At 72.0% G+C, this 18572-nt stretch carries 16 protein-coding genes and 1 pseudogene; 7 read left to right on the plus strand and 10 right to left on the minus strand.

Annotated features, from left to right (window positions below; translation table 11 throughout):
- Genes AB0C12_RS21035 through prmC form a run of 4 tightly spaced genes read right to left on the minus strand, consistent with a single transcriptional unit; the run spans position 1 to position 3134 of the window.
- Positions 1–954 (minus strand): L-threonylcarbamoyladenylate synthase, encoded by a 954-nt coding sequence (locus AB0C12_RS21035; RefSeq protein WP_360550280.1) that lies wholly within the window; start codon positions 952–954, stop codon positions 1–3.
- Positions 951–1574 (minus strand): phosphotyrosine protein phosphatase, encoded by a 624-nt coding sequence (locus AB0C12_RS21040; protein ID WP_360550282.1) that lies wholly within the window; start codon positions 1572–1574, stop codon positions 951–953. The genes AB0C12_RS21035 and AB0C12_RS21040 overlap by 4 nt, the downstream gene beginning before the upstream one ends.
- 2 nt (positions 1575–1576) lie before the next feature.
- On the minus strand, positions 1577–2221 hold the full coding sequence (locus AB0C12_RS21045) for an L-threonylcarbamoyladenylate synthase (protein ID WP_360550284.1): 645 nt from the start codon (positions 2219–2221) through the stop codon (positions 1577–1579).
- 37 nt (positions 2222–2258) lie between these two features.
- Complete coding sequence (gene prmC, locus AB0C12_RS21050) at positions 2259–3134, minus strand: peptide chain release factor N(5)-glutamine methyltransferase (protein ID WP_360550286.1); 876 nt, start codon at positions 3132–3134, stop codon at positions 2259–2261.
- Between the two features lie 98 nt (positions 3135–3232).
- Between prmC and AB0C12_RS21055 the strand changes: the two genes are divergently transcribed.
- Complete coding sequence (locus AB0C12_RS21055) at positions 3233–4738, plus strand: GGDEF domain-containing protein (RefSeq protein ID WP_360550288.1); 1506 nt, start codon at positions 3233–3235, stop codon at positions 4736–4738.
- 25 nt (positions 4739–4763) lie between these two features.
- Positions 4764–6113, plus strand: a complete 1350-nt coding sequence (locus tag AB0C12_RS21060) for a hypothetical protein (RefSeq protein WP_360550290.1) — start codon at positions 4764–4766, stop codon at positions 6111–6113.
- Here AB0C12_RS21060 and prfA read toward each other — a convergent pair.
- The gene (gene prfA, locus AB0C12_RS21065) at positions 6097–7188 is read right to left on the minus strand and encodes a peptide chain release factor 1 (protein ID WP_360550292.1); all 1092 of its coding nucleotides are present in this window, start codon (positions 7186–7188) and stop codon (positions 6097–6099) included. The genes AB0C12_RS21060 and prfA overlap by 17 nt on opposite strands.
- Before the next feature lie 78 nt (positions 7189–7266).
- A complete protein-coding gene (gene rpmE / locus AB0C12_RS21070; RefSeq protein ID WP_212994012.1) occupies positions 7267–7491 on the minus strand; it encodes a 50S ribosomal protein L31 in 225 nt (74 codons plus the stop codon).
- 229 nt (positions 7492–7720) lie between these two features.
- Between rpmE and AB0C12_RS21075 the strand changes: the two genes are divergently transcribed.
- Genes AB0C12_RS21075 through AB0C12_RS21085 form a run of 3 tightly spaced genes read left to right on the plus strand, consistent with a single transcriptional unit; the run spans position 7721 to position 10319 of the window.
- Positions 7721–8794, plus strand: coding sequence for an RNA ligase (locus tag AB0C12_RS21075; protein WP_360550294.1), 1074 nt, complete (start codon positions 7721–7723; stop codon positions 8792–8794).
- Positions 8791–9687, plus strand: a complete 897-nt coding sequence (locus AB0C12_RS21080; protein WP_360550296.1) for an AAA family ATPase — start codon at positions 8791–8793, stop codon at positions 9685–9687. Before AB0C12_RS21075 ends, AB0C12_RS21080 begins: the two co-directional genes overlap by 4 nt.
- Positions 9687–10319: an RNA ligase family protein gene (locus AB0C12_RS21085; protein WP_360550298.1), complete on the plus strand. Its 633-nt coding sequence runs from the start codon at positions 9687–9689 to the stop codon at positions 10317–10319. The genes AB0C12_RS21080 and AB0C12_RS21085 overlap by 1 nt, the downstream gene beginning before the upstream one ends.
- Positions 10320–10416: 97 nt before the next feature.
- Here the strand turns inward: AB0C12_RS21085 and AB0C12_RS21090 are convergent, their stop codons facing one another.
- The 3 genes from AB0C12_RS21090 to thrB all read right to left on the minus strand — a co-directional run bounded on the left by AB0C12_RS21090 (position 10417) and on the right by thrB (position 15176).
- A complete protein-coding gene (locus AB0C12_RS21090) occupies positions 10417–11595 on the minus strand; it encodes a nitric oxide synthase oxygenase (RefSeq protein WP_360550300.1) in 1179 nt (392 codons plus the stop codon).
- A gap of 135 nt (positions 11596–11730) precedes the next feature.
- Positions 11731–13947 carry a transcription termination factor Rho gene (gene rho / locus AB0C12_RS21095; protein WP_360550301.1) on the minus strand — a complete coding sequence of 739 codons (2217 nt, stop codon included), beginning with the start codon at positions 13945–13947 and terminating at the stop codon, positions 11731–11733.
- A gap of 293 nt (positions 13948–14240) precedes the next feature.
- Positions 14241–15176, minus strand: coding sequence for a homoserine kinase (gene thrB / locus AB0C12_RS21100; protein WP_360550303.1), 936 nt, complete (start codon positions 15174–15176; stop codon positions 14241–14243).
- Positions 15177–15240: 64 nt separating this feature from the next.
- Between thrB and AB0C12_RS21105 the strand changes: the two genes are divergently transcribed.
- Complete coding sequence (locus tag AB0C12_RS21105; protein WP_360550305.1) at positions 15241–15726, plus strand: hypothetical protein; 486 nt, start codon at positions 15241–15243, stop codon at positions 15724–15726.
- A gap of 242 nt (positions 15727–15968) precedes the next feature.
- On the plus strand, positions 15969–16781 hold the full coding sequence (locus AB0C12_RS21110) for a hypothetical protein (protein ID WP_360550307.1): 813 nt from the start codon (positions 15969–15971) through the stop codon (positions 16779–16781).
- 543 nt (positions 16782–17324) lie between these two features.
- Here AB0C12_RS21110 and AB0C12_RS21115 read toward each other — a convergent pair.
- A pseudogene (locus tag AB0C12_RS21115) lies at positions 17325–18545 on the minus strand (MFS transporter); the annotation flags it as partial.
- Between the last annotated feature and the right edge of the window lie 27 nt (positions 18546–18572).

Raw genomic sequence — 18572 nt, forward strand, 5'->3', positions numbered from 1 at the left:
TCACCGGGCGGCGCGGCTCAGCCGGTCACGGACGGCCAGCCAGTCCTCGGTGTCCGGCGGCCGCTGCACGATGATCGTGCCGACCCCGGCGTCGTCCAGGCGGTGCAGGGCCGCGTAGAGATCCGCCGCGTACTCGCGGGGGTCGGCGCTGAGCACCTCCGCCGCGTCGTAGTCGCCGGCTGTCTCATAGCTCAGCACCGCGACCGGGGCAGCCAGGCCGCTGCGGTTCACCGTTTTCACGTCGTCGACGAGCAATACCGTCGCCTTCGGGGCGTAGTGCCGCCGGCTCATGCCCGGTGAGGGCCGGGCCGTGCCGTCGGTGACCACCGCTGCGGGCAGTGCGATCGCGCCGGTCACCTCGCGCAACGGGCGCAGCGCCAGCGCACCCGGGCGCAGCAGCGTGGGCGTCGGCGTGGTCAGGTCGAGCACCGTCGACTCGATGCCCCACGAGGCCGGGCCGCCGTCCAGCACCAGCGGCACGTCCGGCAGGCTGCGCAGCACGTGCTCGGCGGTGGTCGGTGAGATGCCCTCCGACCTGTTCGCGCTGGGCGCCGCCAGCGGCAGGTTCGCGGCCTCCAGCAGCTTCAGGGCCACCTCGTGCGCCGGCACCCGGATGGCGATCGTCGGCGTCGGGGCGCCCACCTGCGGCAGGTGCTTCGCCCGCTCGACGACCAGGGTCAGCGGCCCCGGCCAGAACTGCGCGGCCAGCTCGTTCGCGGCGTCGGGCCACTCGTGGGCCAGCGCGCGGGCCGCCGCGACATTGGCCACGTGCACGATCAGCGGATTCCAGGACGGGCGGTTCTTCAGGCGGTAGACCTCGGCCACGGCTTTCGCCGAGAAGGCGTGGGCGCCCAGGCCGTACACGGTCTCGGTGGGGAACGCGACGACGGACTCGTCCCGCAGCAGCTCCACCGCGCGGCGCAGGCCGCCGGCGTCCGGTCCGACGATCGTCACGCGGGCCTCGGTGCTCCCGGCAGCAGGGCGTCCACGAGCGGGTACAGCGCCTCTTCGATGGTGTCGCCGATGCGCTGGAACGTCTGGTCGCCGCGGCCCCAGGGGTCGTCGAGGTCGTCGCCGGGCTGCGGCTCGGTCTCGGCGCGCAGCCGGGCAGCCGCCGCCACCACGGCGGCGGCGCGGGCGGCGAAGGTCTCCGGGTCGGTGCCGGCCGGCGGGAGCGACCCGGACTCCAGGTCGCGCAGCAGCCGGGCCAGATGCCCGAGGACGAACGTGCGATTGTCCGCACCCGGCAGCAGGGCGTGCACGTAGTCGCTCTGGTCGGCCGTCGCGGTCAGGATCAGGTCGGCCTCGTCCAGCTGGGCGCTGGTCAGCTTGCGGGCCAGGAAACCGTCGGTGCTGCCCCCGCGCAGGGTGATCTGCCGGGCCGCGGGCGGGTTCATCTCCTCGCCCTCGTGCCAGCCGCCGGTGCCCGCGCTGACACTGCGCAGCAGGTCGTCGAGCTCGGCGTCGGGATCGAGCTTGCCGAGGCGCTGGGCGGCGGCCAGGACCAGCAGCCGCTCGGCCATCGGCGACCGGCAGATGTTGCCCATGCACACGTGCAGCACTGTGAACGGCATCGTCAGGACTCCACGGCCAGGATGTCCGGCACGACGTCCCGCAGCTTCTCGAACGGCACCGCGCCGTTGCGCAGCACCCGGGGCACGTCACCGGTGACATCGACGATCGTGCTCGGCGCCGGGTCGGCGGCCGCCCCGGCCTCCAAGTAGACGCGGACCGCGTACTCCAGCTGGTCGCGGGCCTCCTCGGCGGTGGTCGGGGCCGGCTGACCGATCTTGTTGGCCGTGGTGACGGCCATCGGGCCCACCTCGCGCAGCACCTCCAGCGCGACCGGGTGCAGCGGCATCCGGACCGCGACCACGCCGCCGGTGTCGCCCAGGTCCCACTGCAGGCTGGGCGAATGCTCGACCATGATGGTCAGCGCACCCGGCCAGAACGCGTCGGCCAGCTCACGCGCCGCCCGGGGCAGCGAATAGACCAGGCCGTCCAGGGTGTGCCTGGAGCCGACCAGCACCGGCGGGGGCACGCGCCGGTCCGCACCGCGGGCGTTCTGCAGGGCGTTGACGGCATGCGCGGTGAACGCGTCCGCACCCACGCCGTACACGGTGTCGGTGGGCAGCACGACGAGCTCACCGCTCTTGACCGCCTCGACAGCCGCGGCGATGCCGCGATCGCGCTCGGCCACGGCCCGACAGTCGTAGAGCATCACAAGTTGCAGTGTGCCATGGCGCGCACGAAGTGCCCTACACGCGGCGGGCCGTCGCATATCGTGGGCGGCCGGTCAGATCCTGATGGGCGGCGACCCCGGTGAAGCGCCCGTCGGCCCGCAGCAGCTCCGGAACGGCCGCCGCGTGCACATCGTCGTGCTCGACACCGAGCACACCGCCGGGCCGCAGCAGCACCGCGGCCAGGGCGATCACCGGCCGGATCACGACCAGGCCGTCCGCGCCGCCGAAGACGGCCTCCGCCGGGTCGTGGTCGGCCACTTCCGGGGGTACGGCGGTCCCGTCCGGCACGTACGGCGGGTTGCACAGCAGCACGTCCACCATGCCCCGGCAGTCGGCCAGCAACCCCGGATCCGTCACGTCGCCCGGCACCACCCGCACCACGGGGAACGCCGCGGCATTGCGGCTCAGATAGGCCAGCGCCGCCGGGGACCGTTCCACCGCGATGACCCGGCCCGGCGCGGCCTCGTCGGCGACCGAGCACGCGATGGCGCCCGTACCGCTGCACAGGTCGACCACCGTGGCACCCGGCGCCGTGTGCTCGATCCCCCAGCCGGCCAGCAGCTCGGTCTCCGGCCGCGGCACGAACACCCCCTCGCCCACCGCCAGCTCCAGATGCCGGAAGGCGGCCGTGCCGAGCAGGTGCTGCAACGGGATCCGCCGCGCCCGCTGCTCGACCAGCCCGGCGAACCGGCTCGCCTCGTCGCCGCGCACGGTGTCGATCAGCAGCAACCGGCCGCGCCCCACCCCGAGAACGTGCGCGGCGAGCAGTTCGGCATCGACGCGCGGCGACGAAACGCCCGCCCCGGCAAGCAGTGCGGTGGCCTTGGCCAGCACCGGGGCCAGGCGCGTCCGTTCCGTTCCGGTCGAGGGGTGTTCGTGCGTCGGCGTCACGGCATAATCATGGAACGTCGTCTCTCGACGGTGACCGGCCGGGTCACTCGGCGATGAACGGCGTCGGCGGGAGGGGCCTGGATGGCCGTGGCGGCACCATGACGTGGCTCGATCAGCTCGGCGACAACGTTGACGACCTGCGTACGGCGGGCAAGCTCCAGCAGGGCGGCCGGTCCGCGGAGGCGTTGACGATCCTCGACAAGGTGCTCGCCCGTACGACCGACCCGCTGACCCGGGCGTACGCGCTCGTCCAGCGGTTCGGCGCCCTGATCAACCTGGGCCGGGTCGCCGAGTTCGCCACCGCGATGACGCTCGCCTCGAACGCGGTCCGGGAGACCTCCGACCCGTACCTGCGCGGTCAGATGCACGCGTTCGCGGCTCTGGGTGCCCACCTGCAGAGCGCCCTGGACCGCGGGGTCACCCACCTCGTGCAGGCGTCGCGCGCGCTGGCGGCGGTGCCGGACGGCGACAGCGAGACGGCGTGGGGCTGGCACGACCTCGCCATGGCGTACAGCTATCTCGGTTTTCACGGCCACGCGCTGACCGCGATCGAGCAGGCCCGCCAGGTCGGTGCCGCGGCCGGCATGGCCAGCGAGGTCTTCGCCGCGCCGGGCATCCGGCTGCGCAACGCGGTCTCGCTCGACCACCAGGGCGACACCGACGGCTGCCTGCGGGTGCTGCGCGACATCGACGCCGAGCTGACCCGCTACGTCGCCACCGGCGCCGACGTGCGGCTGCGGCCGAGCAGCCGGCCGGTCTACGGCTACGCGCTGGCCCGCCGGGCCGCCCTGGGCGAGTCCACGCAGACCGACGTGGCCGCCCTGCTGACCGGCGGCGGCGACAGCGTCCGCTCCCGCGACCTGCGGCATCTCGGCACCGTGTGCCTCGACATCGCCGCCGACAAAGCCGGGGACGCGCTGCGCAAGCTCGACGCCGTACCGGTCTCCCAGGAGATCCTCGGCCCGGCCGAACCGGCCCGGCTGCGCAGCATCTGCCACTCCTCGGCCGGCGACCACGAGGCCGCGCACGCCGCCGACCGGTACGCCTTCCGGCTGGCCGCCCAGCGCATCGACCGGCTCCGCGACGGCTACCTGGACGGGGTCGCGGCCCGCCTCGACGCCGAGGAGACCCACCGCGACATGGGCCGCTACGGCGACGAGAACCTCACCGATCCGCTCACCGGCCTGCCCAACCGCCGCCAGCTCGAACGCTACGTGGCGGCGATGCTGACCCGCGGCGAACGCGCGGCGATCGGCGTCTGCGACCTGATCGGCTTCACCGCGGTCAACGCCCGGCACGGGCGGCACTGCGGCGATCTGGTGTTGCAGCGCATCGCCGGTGTGCTCAACCGGGTCATGCGCCGCGGCGACTTCGTGGCCCGCTTCGCCGGCGACGAGTTCGTGGTGGTGCTGCCGGGCGCCGGGCCGACCCAGGCGGCGGAGGTGTCCCGGCGGATCAGCGCGGCCGCCGCCGCGGAGAACTGGCAGGTCCTGGTCCCGGGCACGCCGATCGGCCTGGCCGCGGGCTGGTCCGAGGTCGGCACCAACGGCCGTACGCTCAGCGCCGCCCTGGCCGCCGCGGCCTCGCACCGTACCCCCGCGTAGGGCGTCCGGGTCCTAGGCTCGACGCATGGCCGTCATCGAGCTCGGGCTCGTCAGCGAGGGCGGCGACGAGCCGGACGTCCGGCCCGCCCGGCGCCCGCTCGGCCGGCGCGACCTGCGGGCGTTGCTGGTGGCGATCGTCACGGCCGTCAGCGTTCTCACGGTGACCGGGTCGGCGCGGCCCGACCCGAGCGGGCTGACCGAGCTCTGGAGCATCCCGTTCGAGCTGGGCGGCGGCGCCTACACGCTCACCCCGGACAGCGTCTACGTGCTGACCCAGGCGGGACAGGACCGGCTCAGTGCCTACGACCTGCGCACCGGCGGGCTGCGCTGGTCACACCCGGCGCCGGACGACAGCAGCTGGCTGAGCGGCATCCGGGCGGGCGCGCTGCTGCTGCCGACCGGACTGTCGACCGCGACGTACGAGGACGCCGACGGCTCCACCGTCACCCGCGAGCTCAACCGGGACACGGCCGCCGTGGACACCGTCACCGGCCGCCTGCTCTGGCGGCAGGCCGGCGAGCTGATCAACGCCGCGGACGATCGGGCCCTGCTCACCGAATGGAACCAGGCGGGCGACCAGATCACGACCATCCGGGCCGTACGGCTCAGCGACGGCAGCACGATCTGGTCCCGCCCGGCCGGGGACATCGGCTCCTGGTCCACCGACAACGCACCCGGCGCGAGAGCCGACCGCCTGGTGACCGTCACCGCCAAGGGCCGGGCCGAGGTGCTCGACCTGCACGACGGCTCGCTGGTGGCCACCGGCACATTCCCCTGGCGACCGGAGTCGGCGTCCGAGAACGACTACACGACGGTCACCGTGGACGGCAGACAGCTCTATCTGGAACGCAGCGAGGGCGACACGTCGACAGTCACCGCCTACGACACCGACACCCTGCGACAGCTCTGGCGCATCGACGGGACAGCGCCGGGCGGCGCCTACGGCTGCGGCCCGGTGGTCTGTCTCAACGGGACGGACGACACCACCGGCCACGACCGGGCGACCGGCGAGGTCCGCTGGCGGATCCCCGGCGCCGCCAACGGCTTCCCGCTGCTCAACGGTCTGCTGCTGGTCGGCGACGACGAGACCGGCGCGCGGCACCGCCTGGTCGACACCGCCACCGGCCGGCCGCTCGTCGACCTGGGCACGGCGATGCCGGTCTGGGACTACGGGCTGCAAGGCACCCGCTACGTGGTCGCCCGCGCCCAGACCTCCAACGACCTGACGCTGATCAGCCGGGTGGACGCGGCATCCGGCGAAGTGCTGCTCCGCGGCACCGTCGCGACGGTGCTCGACTTCGGCTGCCAGAGCAGCGGCGACCTGATCGTCTGCGAGACCTCGGACAACCGGCTGACCGTCACGGACGTCGGCTGATCTCCGTCTCGCCGGCCAGCCGGGCGGCCCGGTCGGCCTCGGCCAGCGCGTCGAGCACCGGATCGAGCTCCCCGCCGAGCACCAGATCCAGGTTGTACGCGGTGTAGCCGATCCGGTGGTCACTGATCCGGTTCTGCGGGAAGTTGTACGTCCGGATCCGCTCCGACCGGTCCACCGTACGGACCTGCAGCTTGCGGGCGTCGGAGGCGGCCGCGTCGGCCTGCTCCTGGGCCATGGCGAGCAGCCGGGACCGCAGGATGCGCATCGCCGACTCCCGGTTCTGCAGCTGGCTCTTCTCGTTCTGGCAGCTCACCACGGTGCCGGTGGGCAGGTGGGTGATGCGTACGGCCGAGTCGGTGGTGTTGACGGACTGGCCACCGGGACCCGAGGACCGGAACACGTCGACCCGGATGTCGCCCGGCTCGATGTGCACGTCGACGTCCTCGGCCTCAGGCAGCACCAGCACCCCGGCGGCGCTGGTGTGGATCCGGCCCTGCGACTCGGTGACCGGCACCCGCTGCACGCGGTGCACGCCACCCTCCCACTTGAGCCGCGACCAGACACCGTGGCCGCCGTCGGGCACACCCTTGGTCTTGACCGCGACCGAGACGTCCTTGACCCCGCCCAGATCGGAATCCTGCGCGTCGATGACCTCGACCACCCAGCCGTGCTTCTCCGCGTACCGGGTGTACATCCGCAGCAGGTCGCCGGCGAACAACGCCGACTCCTGACCACCCTCGCCGGCCTTGATCTCGACGATCACGTCCTTGGCGTCGTGCGGGTCACGCGGAATGAGCATCTCGCCGAGCTTCTCCTCCAGCGGCGCCAGCACGGCGGCGACCGCCTCGACCTCGGAGGCGAACGAGGGATCCTCGGCGGCCAGCTCCTTGGCGGCGGCCAGGTCGGCGCGGGCGGCCTCCAGCTCGGCGTTGGCGGCATAGAGCGGCGCGAGCTCGGCGAAGCGCCGCCCGACCCGCCGCACCAGGGCCTGGTCGGAGTGGATGGAGGGGTCCTCCATCTGCTTCTCGAGCTGCGCGTACTCCTCGAGCAGGGTCGACAACCGGTCTGTGCTCACGCCGCGCCTCCTTCACTGGGGATCGAACACACGAACGGCGCCCGACCCCGGATTCCGGGGTGGGCGCCGTCGAGGTAGCTACTTCTTCTTGGTCGCGTTGACCTTCGCGTACTTGGCCTGGAACTTGGCGACCCGGCCCGCGGTGTCCAGCACGCGCTGCTTGCCCGTGTAGAACGGGTGGCAGGCGCTGCAGGTCTCGACGCGGATCTCGCCGCCCTTGGCGGTGCTGCGGGTCGTGAAGGTGCTGCCGCAGGAGCAGATGACCTCGGTCGAGGTGTACTCCGGGTGGATACCGCTCTTCATGGTTACTCGGTCCCTCTCGATGAAGTGGTCGCCGGGTCGCCGTCAGCACCGAACCGCCCCGCTAGGGCGGACGACTCGAGCGTGAACCGGAACCTTTGCTGGCCGATGGACCAGTCTGCCATGTCACGTGCCCTGATCAGAAATCAGGAGGCATTCCTGCGTCCGTGATCGATAACGTGAGCCGCCCTCACCGCATTCCCGCGGCGGGGATCGCACGGGAGGAATTGTCATGACGCTGCTCGCGGACGTCCTGGACCCGGCCGAACTGGCTTCGGCGGTCGAAAACGGGCACGTGCGGGTCCAGCGTCACCCGTCGCGGCCGTACGAGATCTACAACTACACCGAGGCCTGCCAGTACGCCGGCGCCTGGACCCCGGTCACGCTGGCCTGCCGCGGTCTGATCGTGACGGGCGACACAGTGCTGGCCCGGCCCTGGCGGAAGTTCTTCAACCACTCCGAGGGACACGCGCCCCCGCTGCGGCCGGACGCGCCCGTCTCGGTGACCGACAAGGCCGACGGCAGCCTGGGCATCATCTTCCCCGACGAGGACGGGTGGGCGGTCGCGACCCGGGGCTCGTTCGCCTCGGACCAGGCGCGGCACGCGACCGCGGTGCTGCGTACCCGCTATGCGGACTTCACGCCGCCCGCGGGGCTCACCGTGCTGGTCGAGATCGTCTACCCGGGCAACCGGATCGTGCTCGACTACGGCAGCCTGGACGACCTGATCCTGCTCGGCGCCGTCGACATCGCGACCGGCCGCACCTTCGGCCCGGCCGCCGTGCCGGAGTGGCCGGGCCCGGTCGTGGAGTCGTTCGCGTACGCGACGCTGGCCGAGGCGCTCGCCGCGCCGCCGCGGAACGGCCGGGAGGGGCTGGTCGTGCACCTCACCGATTCGGACGAGCGGGTGAAAATCAAGTACGCGGAGTACGTACGCCTGCACCGGCTCGTCACCGGGCTGTCCGCCCGTACCGTATGGGAGGTCCTGGTCTCCGGCGGTGACCTGGACGCGCTGACCGAACCGCTGCCCGACGAGTTCCACGCGTGGGTCAGCGCGGTGGCCGCCGAGCTGACCGGCGCCGTCGCGGCGCTGGCCCAGGCCGTCGAGGCCGAGTTCGCGGCGATCGTGGCCGAGCTGCCGGCGGGCTGGGGCCGGCGCGAGTTCGCGGCCCGGGCCGTGCGCAGCGAGCACCGTGGGGCACTCTTCCTGCGGCTCGACGACAAGGACTACCGTCCCGGCCTGTGGCAGCTCGTCCGGCCGGCCGGCGATGTCACGCCCGGCGGTAACCAGGTGAGTGAGGAATGACCAGACTGCTGATCACCCGGGGGCTGCCCGCCTCGGGCAAGACCACCTTCGCGCGCAAGCTGCAGCCGCAGGTCGTCCGGGTCAACCGCGACGATCTGCGGCGGATGCTGCACGGGCAGCGCCTGTTCACCCAGTGGGCCGAGGGCCAGGTGACGCACGCCCAGCGGGCCGCCGTCGAGGCGCTGCTGCGCGCCCACGCCGACGTGATCGTCGATGACACCAATCTGCGGGCCAAGACGGTACGCGAGTGGGCCGAGCTGGCCGCGCGTTTCCACGCGAGTTTCGAGGTGCACGACTTCACCGATGTGCCGCTGGAGGAGTGCCTGCGCCGGGACGCCGGGCGGCCGGACGACGAGCGGGTCGGTGAGGCCGGGATCCGCCGGATGCACCAGCGGTATCTGGCCGGCAAGAACCTGCCGCTGCCGGTGCCGTACGTCGATCCGGGCGGGCCGGGTGTCGTCTACGACCCGGATCCGGAGCTGCCGCCGGTGGTGCTGGTGGACATCGACGGCACGGTGGCGCTGATGAACGGCCGCAGCCCGTACGACTGGGGCCGGGTCGGTGCGGACGCGCCGAATCCGGCGGTCATCGCGGCCGTGCGGGCCATGCACGCGGCCGGGCACGCCATCGTCTTCTGTTCGGGGCGGGACGAGGTGTGCCGCGCCGAGACCGAGGCGTGGCTGGACCTCTATGTCGATGTGCCGTACGAAGGACTCTTCATGCGGCCCGAGGGGGACTCGCGCAAGGACGCCGTCGTCAAGCGGGAGATCTTCGATCGGGAGATCCGCGACCGCTGGCGGGTCATCGGGGTTTTCGACGACCGTCAGCAGGTGGTACGTATGTGGCGCGCCCTGGGCCTGACGGTGTTCCAGGTGGCGGAGGGGGACTTCTGATGGACGGGCGGGACGGGAAGTATCCGCGGACTTTCCACCTGCCCGACTCCCCCGGGGCCACCGCCGACGACCGGGTCCAGCCCGACCTGTCCTGGTTGGACGGTGAGCTGGTGGTGACGGAGAAGCTCGACGGCGGCAACCTCACCTTCACCCGCGACGCCATGTACGCCCGTTCCGTCGACTCCGGCACCAACCCGTGGGACCGGCCGGCCAAGGCTTTGTGGGCGATGACGGCGTACCGGATCCCGGACGACTGGCGGGTCTGCGGCGAGTCCATGTGGGCCCGCCGCAGCATCGCCTACACGGACCTGCCGGGCGTCTTCATCGTCTTCGGCATCTGGGACGAGACGGACACCTTGCTCGGCTGGGACGACACCGTCGACTGGGCACAGCGCCTGGAGCTGCCGGTGGTCCCGGTCCTGTACCGCGGCGGCAGCCTGACCGAGGCCCGCGCGGCCTGGGCCAGGGTCCGCGACCAGGAGACGTCGGAGGGTTTTGTGGTCCGCAGCGCGGGCCGCATCCCGGCGGCGGAGTTCTCCCATCGGCTCCTGAAATGGGTCCGCGAGGATCATGTCCGCACGGATGCGGCCTGGCGCCACCGTGACGACTTCCCGCTGAACGAGTTCGCCTGAGCCCGGGTTTCCCCACGCACGGACATGTCATCGGCGGGAGCGACGGTCAGCACCATGCAACCAGGCACGACCGCTGGCCCTTGATCATGATCTTGATCTATCCGCCGAACGGGCAGCGCGTCCCCTCCCGCGACAGAGCCGCCGCCTCCGGATCCAGGTAGAAGTTGGGCCGCAGGTCGAGCTCCTCGTAGTAGCGGTGGAAGACCGGCGTGATGCCACCGGACATCGGCGGCACGATCCAGGTCCAGTCCGCCGGCACCCGGCGGCCGGCCTTCTCCTCGTTGCGCAGGTGGGTCAGGAAGCGGGCCGATTCGGTGTGGTGGTCGGTGATCTTCATACCGGCCTTCTCGTACGAATGCAGCACCGCACGGTTCAGCTCGACCAGCGCCCGGTCCCGCCACAGCGTCGACTCGCGGCTGGTGTCGAGTCCCATCCGGGCGGCGACGATCGGCAGCATGTTGTAGCGGTCGGCGTCGGCCAGGTTGCGAGCGCCGATCTCGGTGCCCATGTACCAGCCGTTGAACGGCGCCAGCGGGTACTGCACACCGCCGATGGTGAGCCGCATGTTGGCGATCGCGGGGACGGCGTGCCAGCGCAGGCCGAGCTCCGCGAACCAGCCGAACTCGGGATGGGTCAGCGGCACCTCGAGGATGGCGCGTTCCGGGAGTTCGTAGAGGCGTACGCCTTCGGCCGGGGTCTCGATCGCCACCGGCAGCACGTCGAAGGCCTCGCCCTTGCCGCGCCAGCCGAAGCCCTGCATGGCGGCGGTGAACTGTTCGTTGCGCGGGTCCCCGACCGAACTGCCGTCCTCGGTGCGGTAGCCGGCGTAGCGGATCAGCTGCTCGTTCCAGACCCGCGCGTACGGCTGACCGGGCAGCGCCGGGGCGAAGATGCTGATGACCGGCCGGATCGCGCCCGGGCGTTCGCTGCCACCACCAGCGGTCTGCAGGTGGTGCACGAGCAGCGAGAAGATCTCGTCGGCGCTCCGGGCCCGGCGGCGGTCCAGCACGACCAGGCTGCGCCAGTAGAGGCGGCCGATGCAGCGGCTCGCGTTGCGCCAGGCCATCTTGGCGCCGTACGCCAGCTCCTCGGTGGTGTGCACGTAGCCGCCGGTCGCCGCGATCTGCGCGCGCACGATGGCCAGTCGCGGCTCGACCGGGCCCAGCCGGGGGTTCTCGACGTAGCACTGCCGCAGGAAGTCCTCGGCCTCGCCGGGATCAACCGGTGCGATCGGGTCCCATCTCTCGGTCGGTTGGTCCCGGTAGCCAGGGATCATCGAGCGTCCTCCCCACATTGAGCTGAGGTGTGAGGGGGAGGTTCGCATGATCCCGTAAGGGTCGAAACGCACACGTTGTGCGACAAAGGGGCAGCCACCTCGCGGTGACTGCCCCTTTATGCCGTTTTCGGGCGTTTACTCGCCAGGCGTGGACTTGGCGATCTGCATCAGGAACTCGATGTTCGTCCGGGACTGCTTGAGCCGATCGAGCAGAAGATCCAGCGCCGCCGAGGACTCCAGCGAGCTCAGCACCTTGCGCAGCTTGTGGACGATCGCCAGCTCTTCCTTGCCGAGCAGGATCTCCTCCTTGCGCGTGCCGGACGGGTGGATGTCGATGGCCGGGAACGTACGCCGGTCAGCGATCTTCCGGTCGAGCTTGAGCTCGGCGTTACCCGTGCCCTTGAACTCCTCGAAGATGACGGTGTCCATCATCGAGCCGGTCTCCACCAGCGCCGTCGCGAGAATGGTGAGCGAGCCACCGTTCTCGATGTTGCGCGCCGCACCGAGGAACCGCTTCGGCGGGTACAGCGCGGTCGAGTCGATACCACCGGACATGATGCGGCCGGAGGCCGGCGCGGCCAGGTTGTACGACCGGCCGAGCCGGGTCACCGAGTCGAGCAGCACGACCACGTCGTGGCCCAGCTCGACCAGGCGCTTGGCCCGCTCGATGGCCAGCTCGGCGACCGTGGTGTGGTCCTGCGGCGGCCGGTCGAACGTGGCCGCGATGACCTCGCCCTTGACCGAGCGCTGCATGTCGGTGACCTCTTCGGGCCGCTCGTCGACCAGCACGACCATCAAGTGGCACTCGGGGTTGTTGTGGGTGATCGCGTTGGCGATCGCCTGCAGCACCATCGTCTTACCGGCCTTCGGCGGCGAGACGATCAGGGCCCGCTGGCCCTTGCCGAGCGGCATGACCAGGTCGATGACCCGGGTGGTGAGGATGTGCGCCTCGGTCTCGAGACGCAGCCTCTCCTGCGGGTACAGCGGGGTCAGCTTGTAGAACTCGGGACGCCGGCGGGCCTCCTCGGGCTCCATGCCGTTGATGGTGTCCAGCCGGACCAGCGGGTTGTACTTGTCCCGGCGCTGGTCACCACTGCCGCCGTCGCGCGGCGCGGCCCGCACGGCACCGGTGACGGCGTCCCCGCGACGCAGCCCGTGCTTCTTGACCTGCGACATGGAGACGTAGACGTCGTTGGGACCGGACAGGTAACCCGTGGTGCGGACGAACGCGTAGTTGTCCAGCACGTCGAGGATGCCGGCCACCGGCACCAGCACGTCGTCCTCGTTGACGTGCGGCTCGCGGCCACCGTCCCGACCGCTGTCCCGGCCACCATCGCGGCCACCGTCCCGGCCGCCGTCGCGGCCACCACCGGTGCCGCCGCCCTCGCCGTCACGGTCCCGGCCACGCCGGCGGTCCCGGAACCGGCTGCGCCGGCTGCGCCGACCGCCTTCGCCGTTGTCGCCGTCCTCGTCGTCCGGACCGTCGTTGCGCGGGCCGCGGTCGTTGCGGTCGGAGCGCTCGTTACGGTCGTTGCTGCCGCGGTCGGGGCGGTCGTTACGGTCGCCGCCCTCGGCCCGCTGCGGGTTGCGCTGGCGGTCTCGGTTGCGCGTCTCGCCACGCTCCGGCCGGTCCCCCCGGTCGGCGCGTTCGGTGTCGCCCTGGCCGTCGGCCGGTGCGCTGTCGCGCCGGCTCTCGCCCTGGTCGCGGCCGTTCTGGTCGCGGCCGCTCTGGTCGCGGCCGTTCTGGTCACGACCGTTCTGGTCACGACCACCCTGCTCGCGGGAACCCTGGTCGCGGCCGCTCTGGTCGCGGCTGGACTGGTCGCGGCGGCTGCGGCGGGCCGGCTCGGCCTCGGTCGCGGGCTGCTCGGTCGCCGGAGCCGCGGACTGGGCGGCGGCGGACTGGGTGGCGGCGGGCTGGGCCTGCGTCTCGGGGGCCGGAGCCGCCGTCGCCCGGGCCTCGACCACTGCGGCCTGGGCCACCGGGGCCTCGGCTACAGGAGGCTGAGCCGCCGGAACCTGGGTCGCCGGAACCTGGGCGGCGGGCTCGGCCGTCTTGGCGGCGGAACCGTTCGCTGTGCGCGCGCGGGGGGTGCTGGTGGCCTTGGTCGAGGCAGCCGAGGCAGCCGGGGCCCCGCCGCTCTGGCGCTCCGAGATGGCCGTGATGAGCTCGCCCTTGCGCATCCGGGCGGTGCCGGAGATGCCGAGGGAGGCGGCGAGACTCTGCAGCTCGGGCAGCAGCATCGCCGACAGCCCGGTGCCGCCGCGGCGACGCTTGGTGACAGCAGCGGTGGTGGCGCCGTCGTCAGCGACGTCAGAAACACCCGACGTCACGTCGGTGGTGTCGCTCAATGGATTCCTTCCGTCGAAAAAGCCAAGTCCACCCGGGTCTGCAGCCTGGTGGCCGGGTGCCCTCGGAACCCGCTTCGCAACTGCGGCGCGGGAGTTTGCAGCACGGCAGCTCGACGGTTTCCCGACCCGTCGGACAGTGACGGATAGGTCTCGGCGAGTGCAGCGATCTGGAGATCCGCTGCTCGGCGACGTGCCTTGATGAGAATTGAGACCGGCAGAATGCCATGAGTCTCGGGTGCGCGCCGAACCGCAGAGATCGCTTGCTTCGCGGCTGTGCTAGGTCTTGAGCGTAGTCAACTCTGACGACCTGCGGCAACAGGGCCCCGCTCGGCGTGTTCCACCATACTCCCTTTGACAAGGGCGCCGCCGCTATCCACGCCCAACGACTCGGCGCGCCATTCGGTTCCGGGCCGGAAATCGGCAGGTACCGAGCTCAGCGCCAGCACCGTCGGCCCCGCGCCGCTGACAACTGCCGCAACCCCGACAGAACGCAGCGCCGCCACCAGGGAAGCCGTGCCGGGCATCGCCTCGGCCCGATACCCCTGGTGCAGCCGGTCCTCGGTGGCGGTGAAGAGAAGCTCGGGCTCCCGGGTGAGGGCATGGACCAGCAGCGCGGCCCGGCCGGTGTTGAACGCGGCGTCCGCATGGGGCACGGCACTGGGCAGCGCGGCCCGCGCGGTGGCGGTCAGGCCCCGTTCCTGCGGAACGAAGAGCGTCGGTTGTACGCCGGGAGCGACGTCCAGCCGTACGGCCCGGGAACCGCTCGCCTCGGTCCAGGCGATGGTGAAGCCCCCGAGCAGACAAGGAGCGACGTTGTCCGGGTGCCCCTCCAGCCGCGCCGCGATCCGCAGGGCGGCCTCGTCATCCAGCTGCTCCCGCACCAGCGCACGGGCAAGCTGCACCCCGCCGACGATGGCCGCGGACGACGACCCGAGCCCCCGCGCCTGCGGGATGCGGTTGACACACTCCACAGCCACCCCGGCCGGACGGCCACCGAGCTCGTCGAACGTGGCCAGCATGGCCCGCACAACCAGATGACTCTCATCGGTGGGCAGCTCACCGGCACCCTCACCGGTCACGGCGACGGTCCAGGAATCGCCGGTGACCCGGGCGCCCAGGTCGTCGTAGAGCGTGAGCGCCAGACCCAGCGTGTCGAAGCCCGGACCGAGATTGGCGCTGGTCGCCGGGGTACGCACCCGCACCGGCTCGGAGACGAAGGTCAGGCCCATCGCCTCATGCTAGGCGTTGATCATCATCCGCGGGATGTCGCACCCGGCCGTTAAGGTCGCGGACATGACGGTGGGATACCTGTTCTCGGGCCTGCTGGGCCACCTGCCCCTGCTGGCGGTGCTGATCGCGGGCTTCGTCCTGGTCGCCGCCCGGCGAGACCGGCTGGGCCCACGCAGCATGCTCTTCGCCCGGCTGGGCCTGGGCGCGCTGCTGCTCGGCAGCCTGCTCCAGTTCGCCTCGACGATGCTGATCCCGGTGCTGTACTCGTCACTGGACTACTCAGCGACCCGGTACGGCCTCGTGTTCGGCCTGTTCGGCCTGATCACGGCCTTGATCTCGGCGACGGGGGTGGGCCTGCTCATCGCGGCCGTGGTGACGCGCGGGTCGGCACCGGGCTTCCCGGGGCCGGCGCCGGGCGGCCAGCCGTTCGCCGGACCACCTCCGCCGGGCGGCCAGGGCTTCGGCGGCCCGCCCTTCGGACATACCCCTGCCGGCGATCCGCCCTACGGCGCCGGGGACCGGCCCGCCGGCTCGCCCTTCACAGGCTGACCCCTTCGCCGGCGGGACCGCACAGCCGAGCGGCCCCGTGAGTGGCCGGCCATCAGCCGGACCACAGCGGGAGATCGAGGACCTGACCGCGACGTTCTCAGCGCCGGACGAAGCGGCGCCCTCGTGCGAACCCGCTCCGCGGAGCGACTCCGACCGCGCTTGGCAGGATGCGGCCATCCGCGACGGCACCGTTCAGACATGCGTGACGATCGATGTCCTGATTCCCGGACATGGAGGTTCGCATGAACGATCCCGTAGGACGACTTCGCGCGATCAACGGCGAAGCTTGGTTACGGGCCGGCCGGCGCCTGGCGGCCCTGCTGGTCGCCACCACAGTCACCGCCGTCGGCGCGCTCGCCGGGGCCGGTCCCGCACAAGCCGCCACCTACTTCTTCCAACCGGGTCACCCCACCTTCGTCGGCGGCAGGTCCGGCGTGCCCTGCACCGGTGGTTACGCGATCCGGGGCACGAGCGGGCTGTTCTTCCTGACCGCCGGCCACTGCGGCGGCGTCGGTTCGGTCATCTACGGCACCGACGCCCGGTTCGGCCGCATCGCGTACAGCCGGTGGACGACCAACGACACTGCCCTGATCCAGCCGGACAGCGGAGTCGACGCGTACCAGATCGTCGTCGATCCCAGGACCGGCCGGAGCCCGGGCAAAGTCTCGGGGGTCTTCCCGACCAGCTCGCTGGGCAACGGCGTCCTCGTCGGCAAGATGGGCGTGACCACCGGTTGGACCGAAGGCAGAATCTACGGAACCATCCCCTGGTACGGCATGACCGCCTACTGCAGCGTCGCGCGCACCTCGGCCGGAGACAGCGGTGGACCGGTCTGGCGCACCGACGGTGCCGGCGGGGTCGTGGCCGTCGGCATCACCGTCGCCTACTACGAGGACACCCACAACGGCTGCTTCATCCCGATCCAGACGCTGTTGAGCAACTGGGGCGCCACACTGCCGGCATTCCCCCGCGGTGCCGCCGCCGCTCCGGAGCCGCCGGGCAAGCCCGTGCCGACGCTCAGCACCGAAGGACTCGTGCCGGCCGTCCTGTCCTGAGTGACCCACCCGATCTCGCGAGGGCCGGGCGGTAAGACCGGCCCTCGCCGAGCGGCTGGAACCAGCGTCCCGTCTGCCGGGTCACTTCGTCCCCGGCTCGCCGGCAGCTACGGACCCGGCCGTCTCCGGACGCTTCGGCTAGTGCTTCGGGGCCGGCGCGGAATCGCCGGGCAGACCTTCGGCGGTGGGACCTTGGCAGCCGGGCCACCCACCGCCGGGGGGCGACCCGGCGACCTGCGCCGAGCCGGCGACCTGCGGCGAGCCGGCAACCTGCGGCGAGCCGGCGACCTGCCCCGTCGCGGCGGAATGTGCCGGCCCAGCTCCCGGCACCGCGGAATCGGCCCGACCGAAGCCGTCAGCCTGCCCCACCCCGCCGGAATCCGCCGGCCCTGCGGCCCGCGCCGAGCCGTCGACCCGCACCGGGCCGGCGGGATGAGCCGAGCCGTCGACCCGCACCGGGCCGGCGGGATGAGCCGGGCCATCGGGGAGAGCCGAGCCGGCGGGGTGGTGCGCCGACGCACCGGGCGGCGGCTCGCTGCCGTCGGCGGCCACCGGGTCGGCCAGCGACAGCCGACGGGTCGCGAAGCGCCAGCCGATCGCGTACAGCAGGGTGATCAGGCCGCAGGCGATCAGGATGACGCGTTCGTCCACGCGGTCCACGAAGGCCGCCGCGCCGAGCTGGCTCACCGAGATCGCCAGTGTCGCCAGCATCATGTCCGTGGCGAAGACCCGGCCGCGGAGCCGGTCCGGCACCTCGCCCTGCAGGGCGTAGTTGGACAGCACCCAGTTCGTTCCGCCCGCGAAGTGGGCCACGAAGACCAGCGCCAGCACGAGGGGGAACCACGGCGCGAAGGCCACGCCGATGTAGCCGAGGCCGTACAGGCCCATCGACAGGGCCAGGCCGGGCAGCAGCCAGGTGCGGTGGTTCAGGACCGGCCGCATCACCAGCGGTCCGACCAGGGCGCCGGCGCCGCGTACCGCGAAGAGCAGGCCCGCGCCCAGGGCGCCGACGCCGTAGATGCCGGCCAGTAGCGGGAAGACTGTCAGTACGCCGTTGCCGAGACCGACCGCCGACTTCACGGTGACCAGAGCGCGCAGCCTCGGCCGGGCCCCGATGTAGCGCAGCGCTTCGATCAGGGCGTGCCAGGCTCGCGGCGGCACATAGTTCGGGTCTCGGGGCGCCTGGAGCGGCCGGCGGATCATCGCGGTCAGTACGGCCGCCACGAACAGACTGACCGAGGCGACCGCGAAGCTCACGTACGGGCCGAAGGCGCTGCTGACGATGCCGCCCAGGGAGGCGCCGACGATGGTCATCGTGCCCCAGGCCGAGCCGGCCACCGAGTTGGCCGCGGCGAGGTCCGCCGGGTCGACCACGTTCGGCAGGGCCGCGGACGCGGCCGGCGAGTAGAAAGCCTTGGCGATCGCCACGGCGCCGATGGCCACCAGGGCCAGCGGTGCGGTGGCCGCCGACCGGACGAAGAACAACAGCAGGATGGCCACGAGCGCGGCCACGTTGGCCGCGATGAGGATGGTGCGGCGGTCCAGGCGGTCGGCGACGGTTCCCGTGTACGGCAGCAGCAGCGCATTGATCCCGGTGTCCGCGGCCAGCACCAGCGCGCCCCACACGCCGCTGCCGGTCAGTTCGGGCAGCAGCACCAGCAGCGGCACCATGACGAACCAGTCGGAGCCGAACACGACCAGCTCGGCCCCGAACAGCCGCCGGAAGTCACGGTTACGGGTAAGGACCGAGAAGGGAGTCGCCACGTACCGGAATCTACCGGTCGGGTCCTG

Source organism: Actinoplanes sp. NPDC048967, assembly GCF_040649415.1.
GTDB lineage: Bacteria > Actinomycetota > Actinomycetes > Mycobacteriales > Micromonosporaceae > Actinoplanes.

Excerpts from the sequence above, each read along its gene's own strand:
- AB0C12_RS21060 (WP_360550290.1), top strand. The coding sequence starts at position 4,764 with ATGGCCGTCATCGAGCTCGGGCTCGTCAGCGAGGGCGGCGACGAGCCG.
- AB0C12_RS21085 (WP_360550298.1), top strand. The coding sequence starts at position 9,687 with ATGGACGGGCGGGACGGGAAGTATCCGCGGACTTTCCACCTGCCCGAC.
- AB0C12_RS21040 (WP_360550282.1), bottom strand. The coding sequence starts at position 1,574 with ATGCCGTTCACAGTGCTGCACGTGTGCATGGGCAACATCTGCCGGTCG.
- AB0C12_RS21075 (WP_360550294.1), top strand. The coding sequence starts at position 7,721 with ATGACGCTGCTCGCGGACGTCCTGGACCCGGCCGAACTGGCTTCGGCG.
- thrB (WP_360550303.1), bottom strand. The coding sequence starts at position 15,176 with ATGGGCCTGACCTTCGTCTCCGAGCCGGTGCGGGTGCGTACCCCGGCG.
- rpmE (WP_212994012.1), bottom strand. The coding sequence starts at position 7,491 with ATGAAGAGCGGTATCCACCCGGAGTACACCTCGACCGAGGTCATCTGC.
- AB0C12_RS21055 (WP_360550288.1), top strand. The coding sequence starts at position 3,233 with ATGACGTGGCTCGATCAGCTCGGCGACAACGTTGACGACCTGCGTACG.
- AB0C12_RS21080 (WP_360550296.1), top strand. The coding sequence starts at position 8,791 with ATGACCAGACTGCTGATCACCCGGGGGCTGCCCGCCTCGGGCAAGACC.
- AB0C12_RS21105 (WP_360550305.1), top strand. The coding sequence starts at position 15,241 with ATGACGGTGGGATACCTGTTCTCGGGCCTGCTGGGCCACCTGCCCCTG.
- AB0C12_RS21110 (WP_360550307.1), top strand. The coding sequence starts at position 15,969 with ATGAACGATCCCGTAGGACGACTTCGCGCGATCAACGGCGAAGCTTGG.
- AB0C12_RS21090 (WP_360550300.1), bottom strand. The coding sequence starts at position 11,595 with ATGATCCCTGGCTACCGGGACCAACCGACCGAGAGATGGGACCCGATC.
- AB0C12_RS21045 (WP_360550284.1), bottom strand. The coding sequence starts at position 2,221 with ATGCTCTACGACTGTCGGGCCGTGGCCGAGCGCGATCGCGGCATCGCC.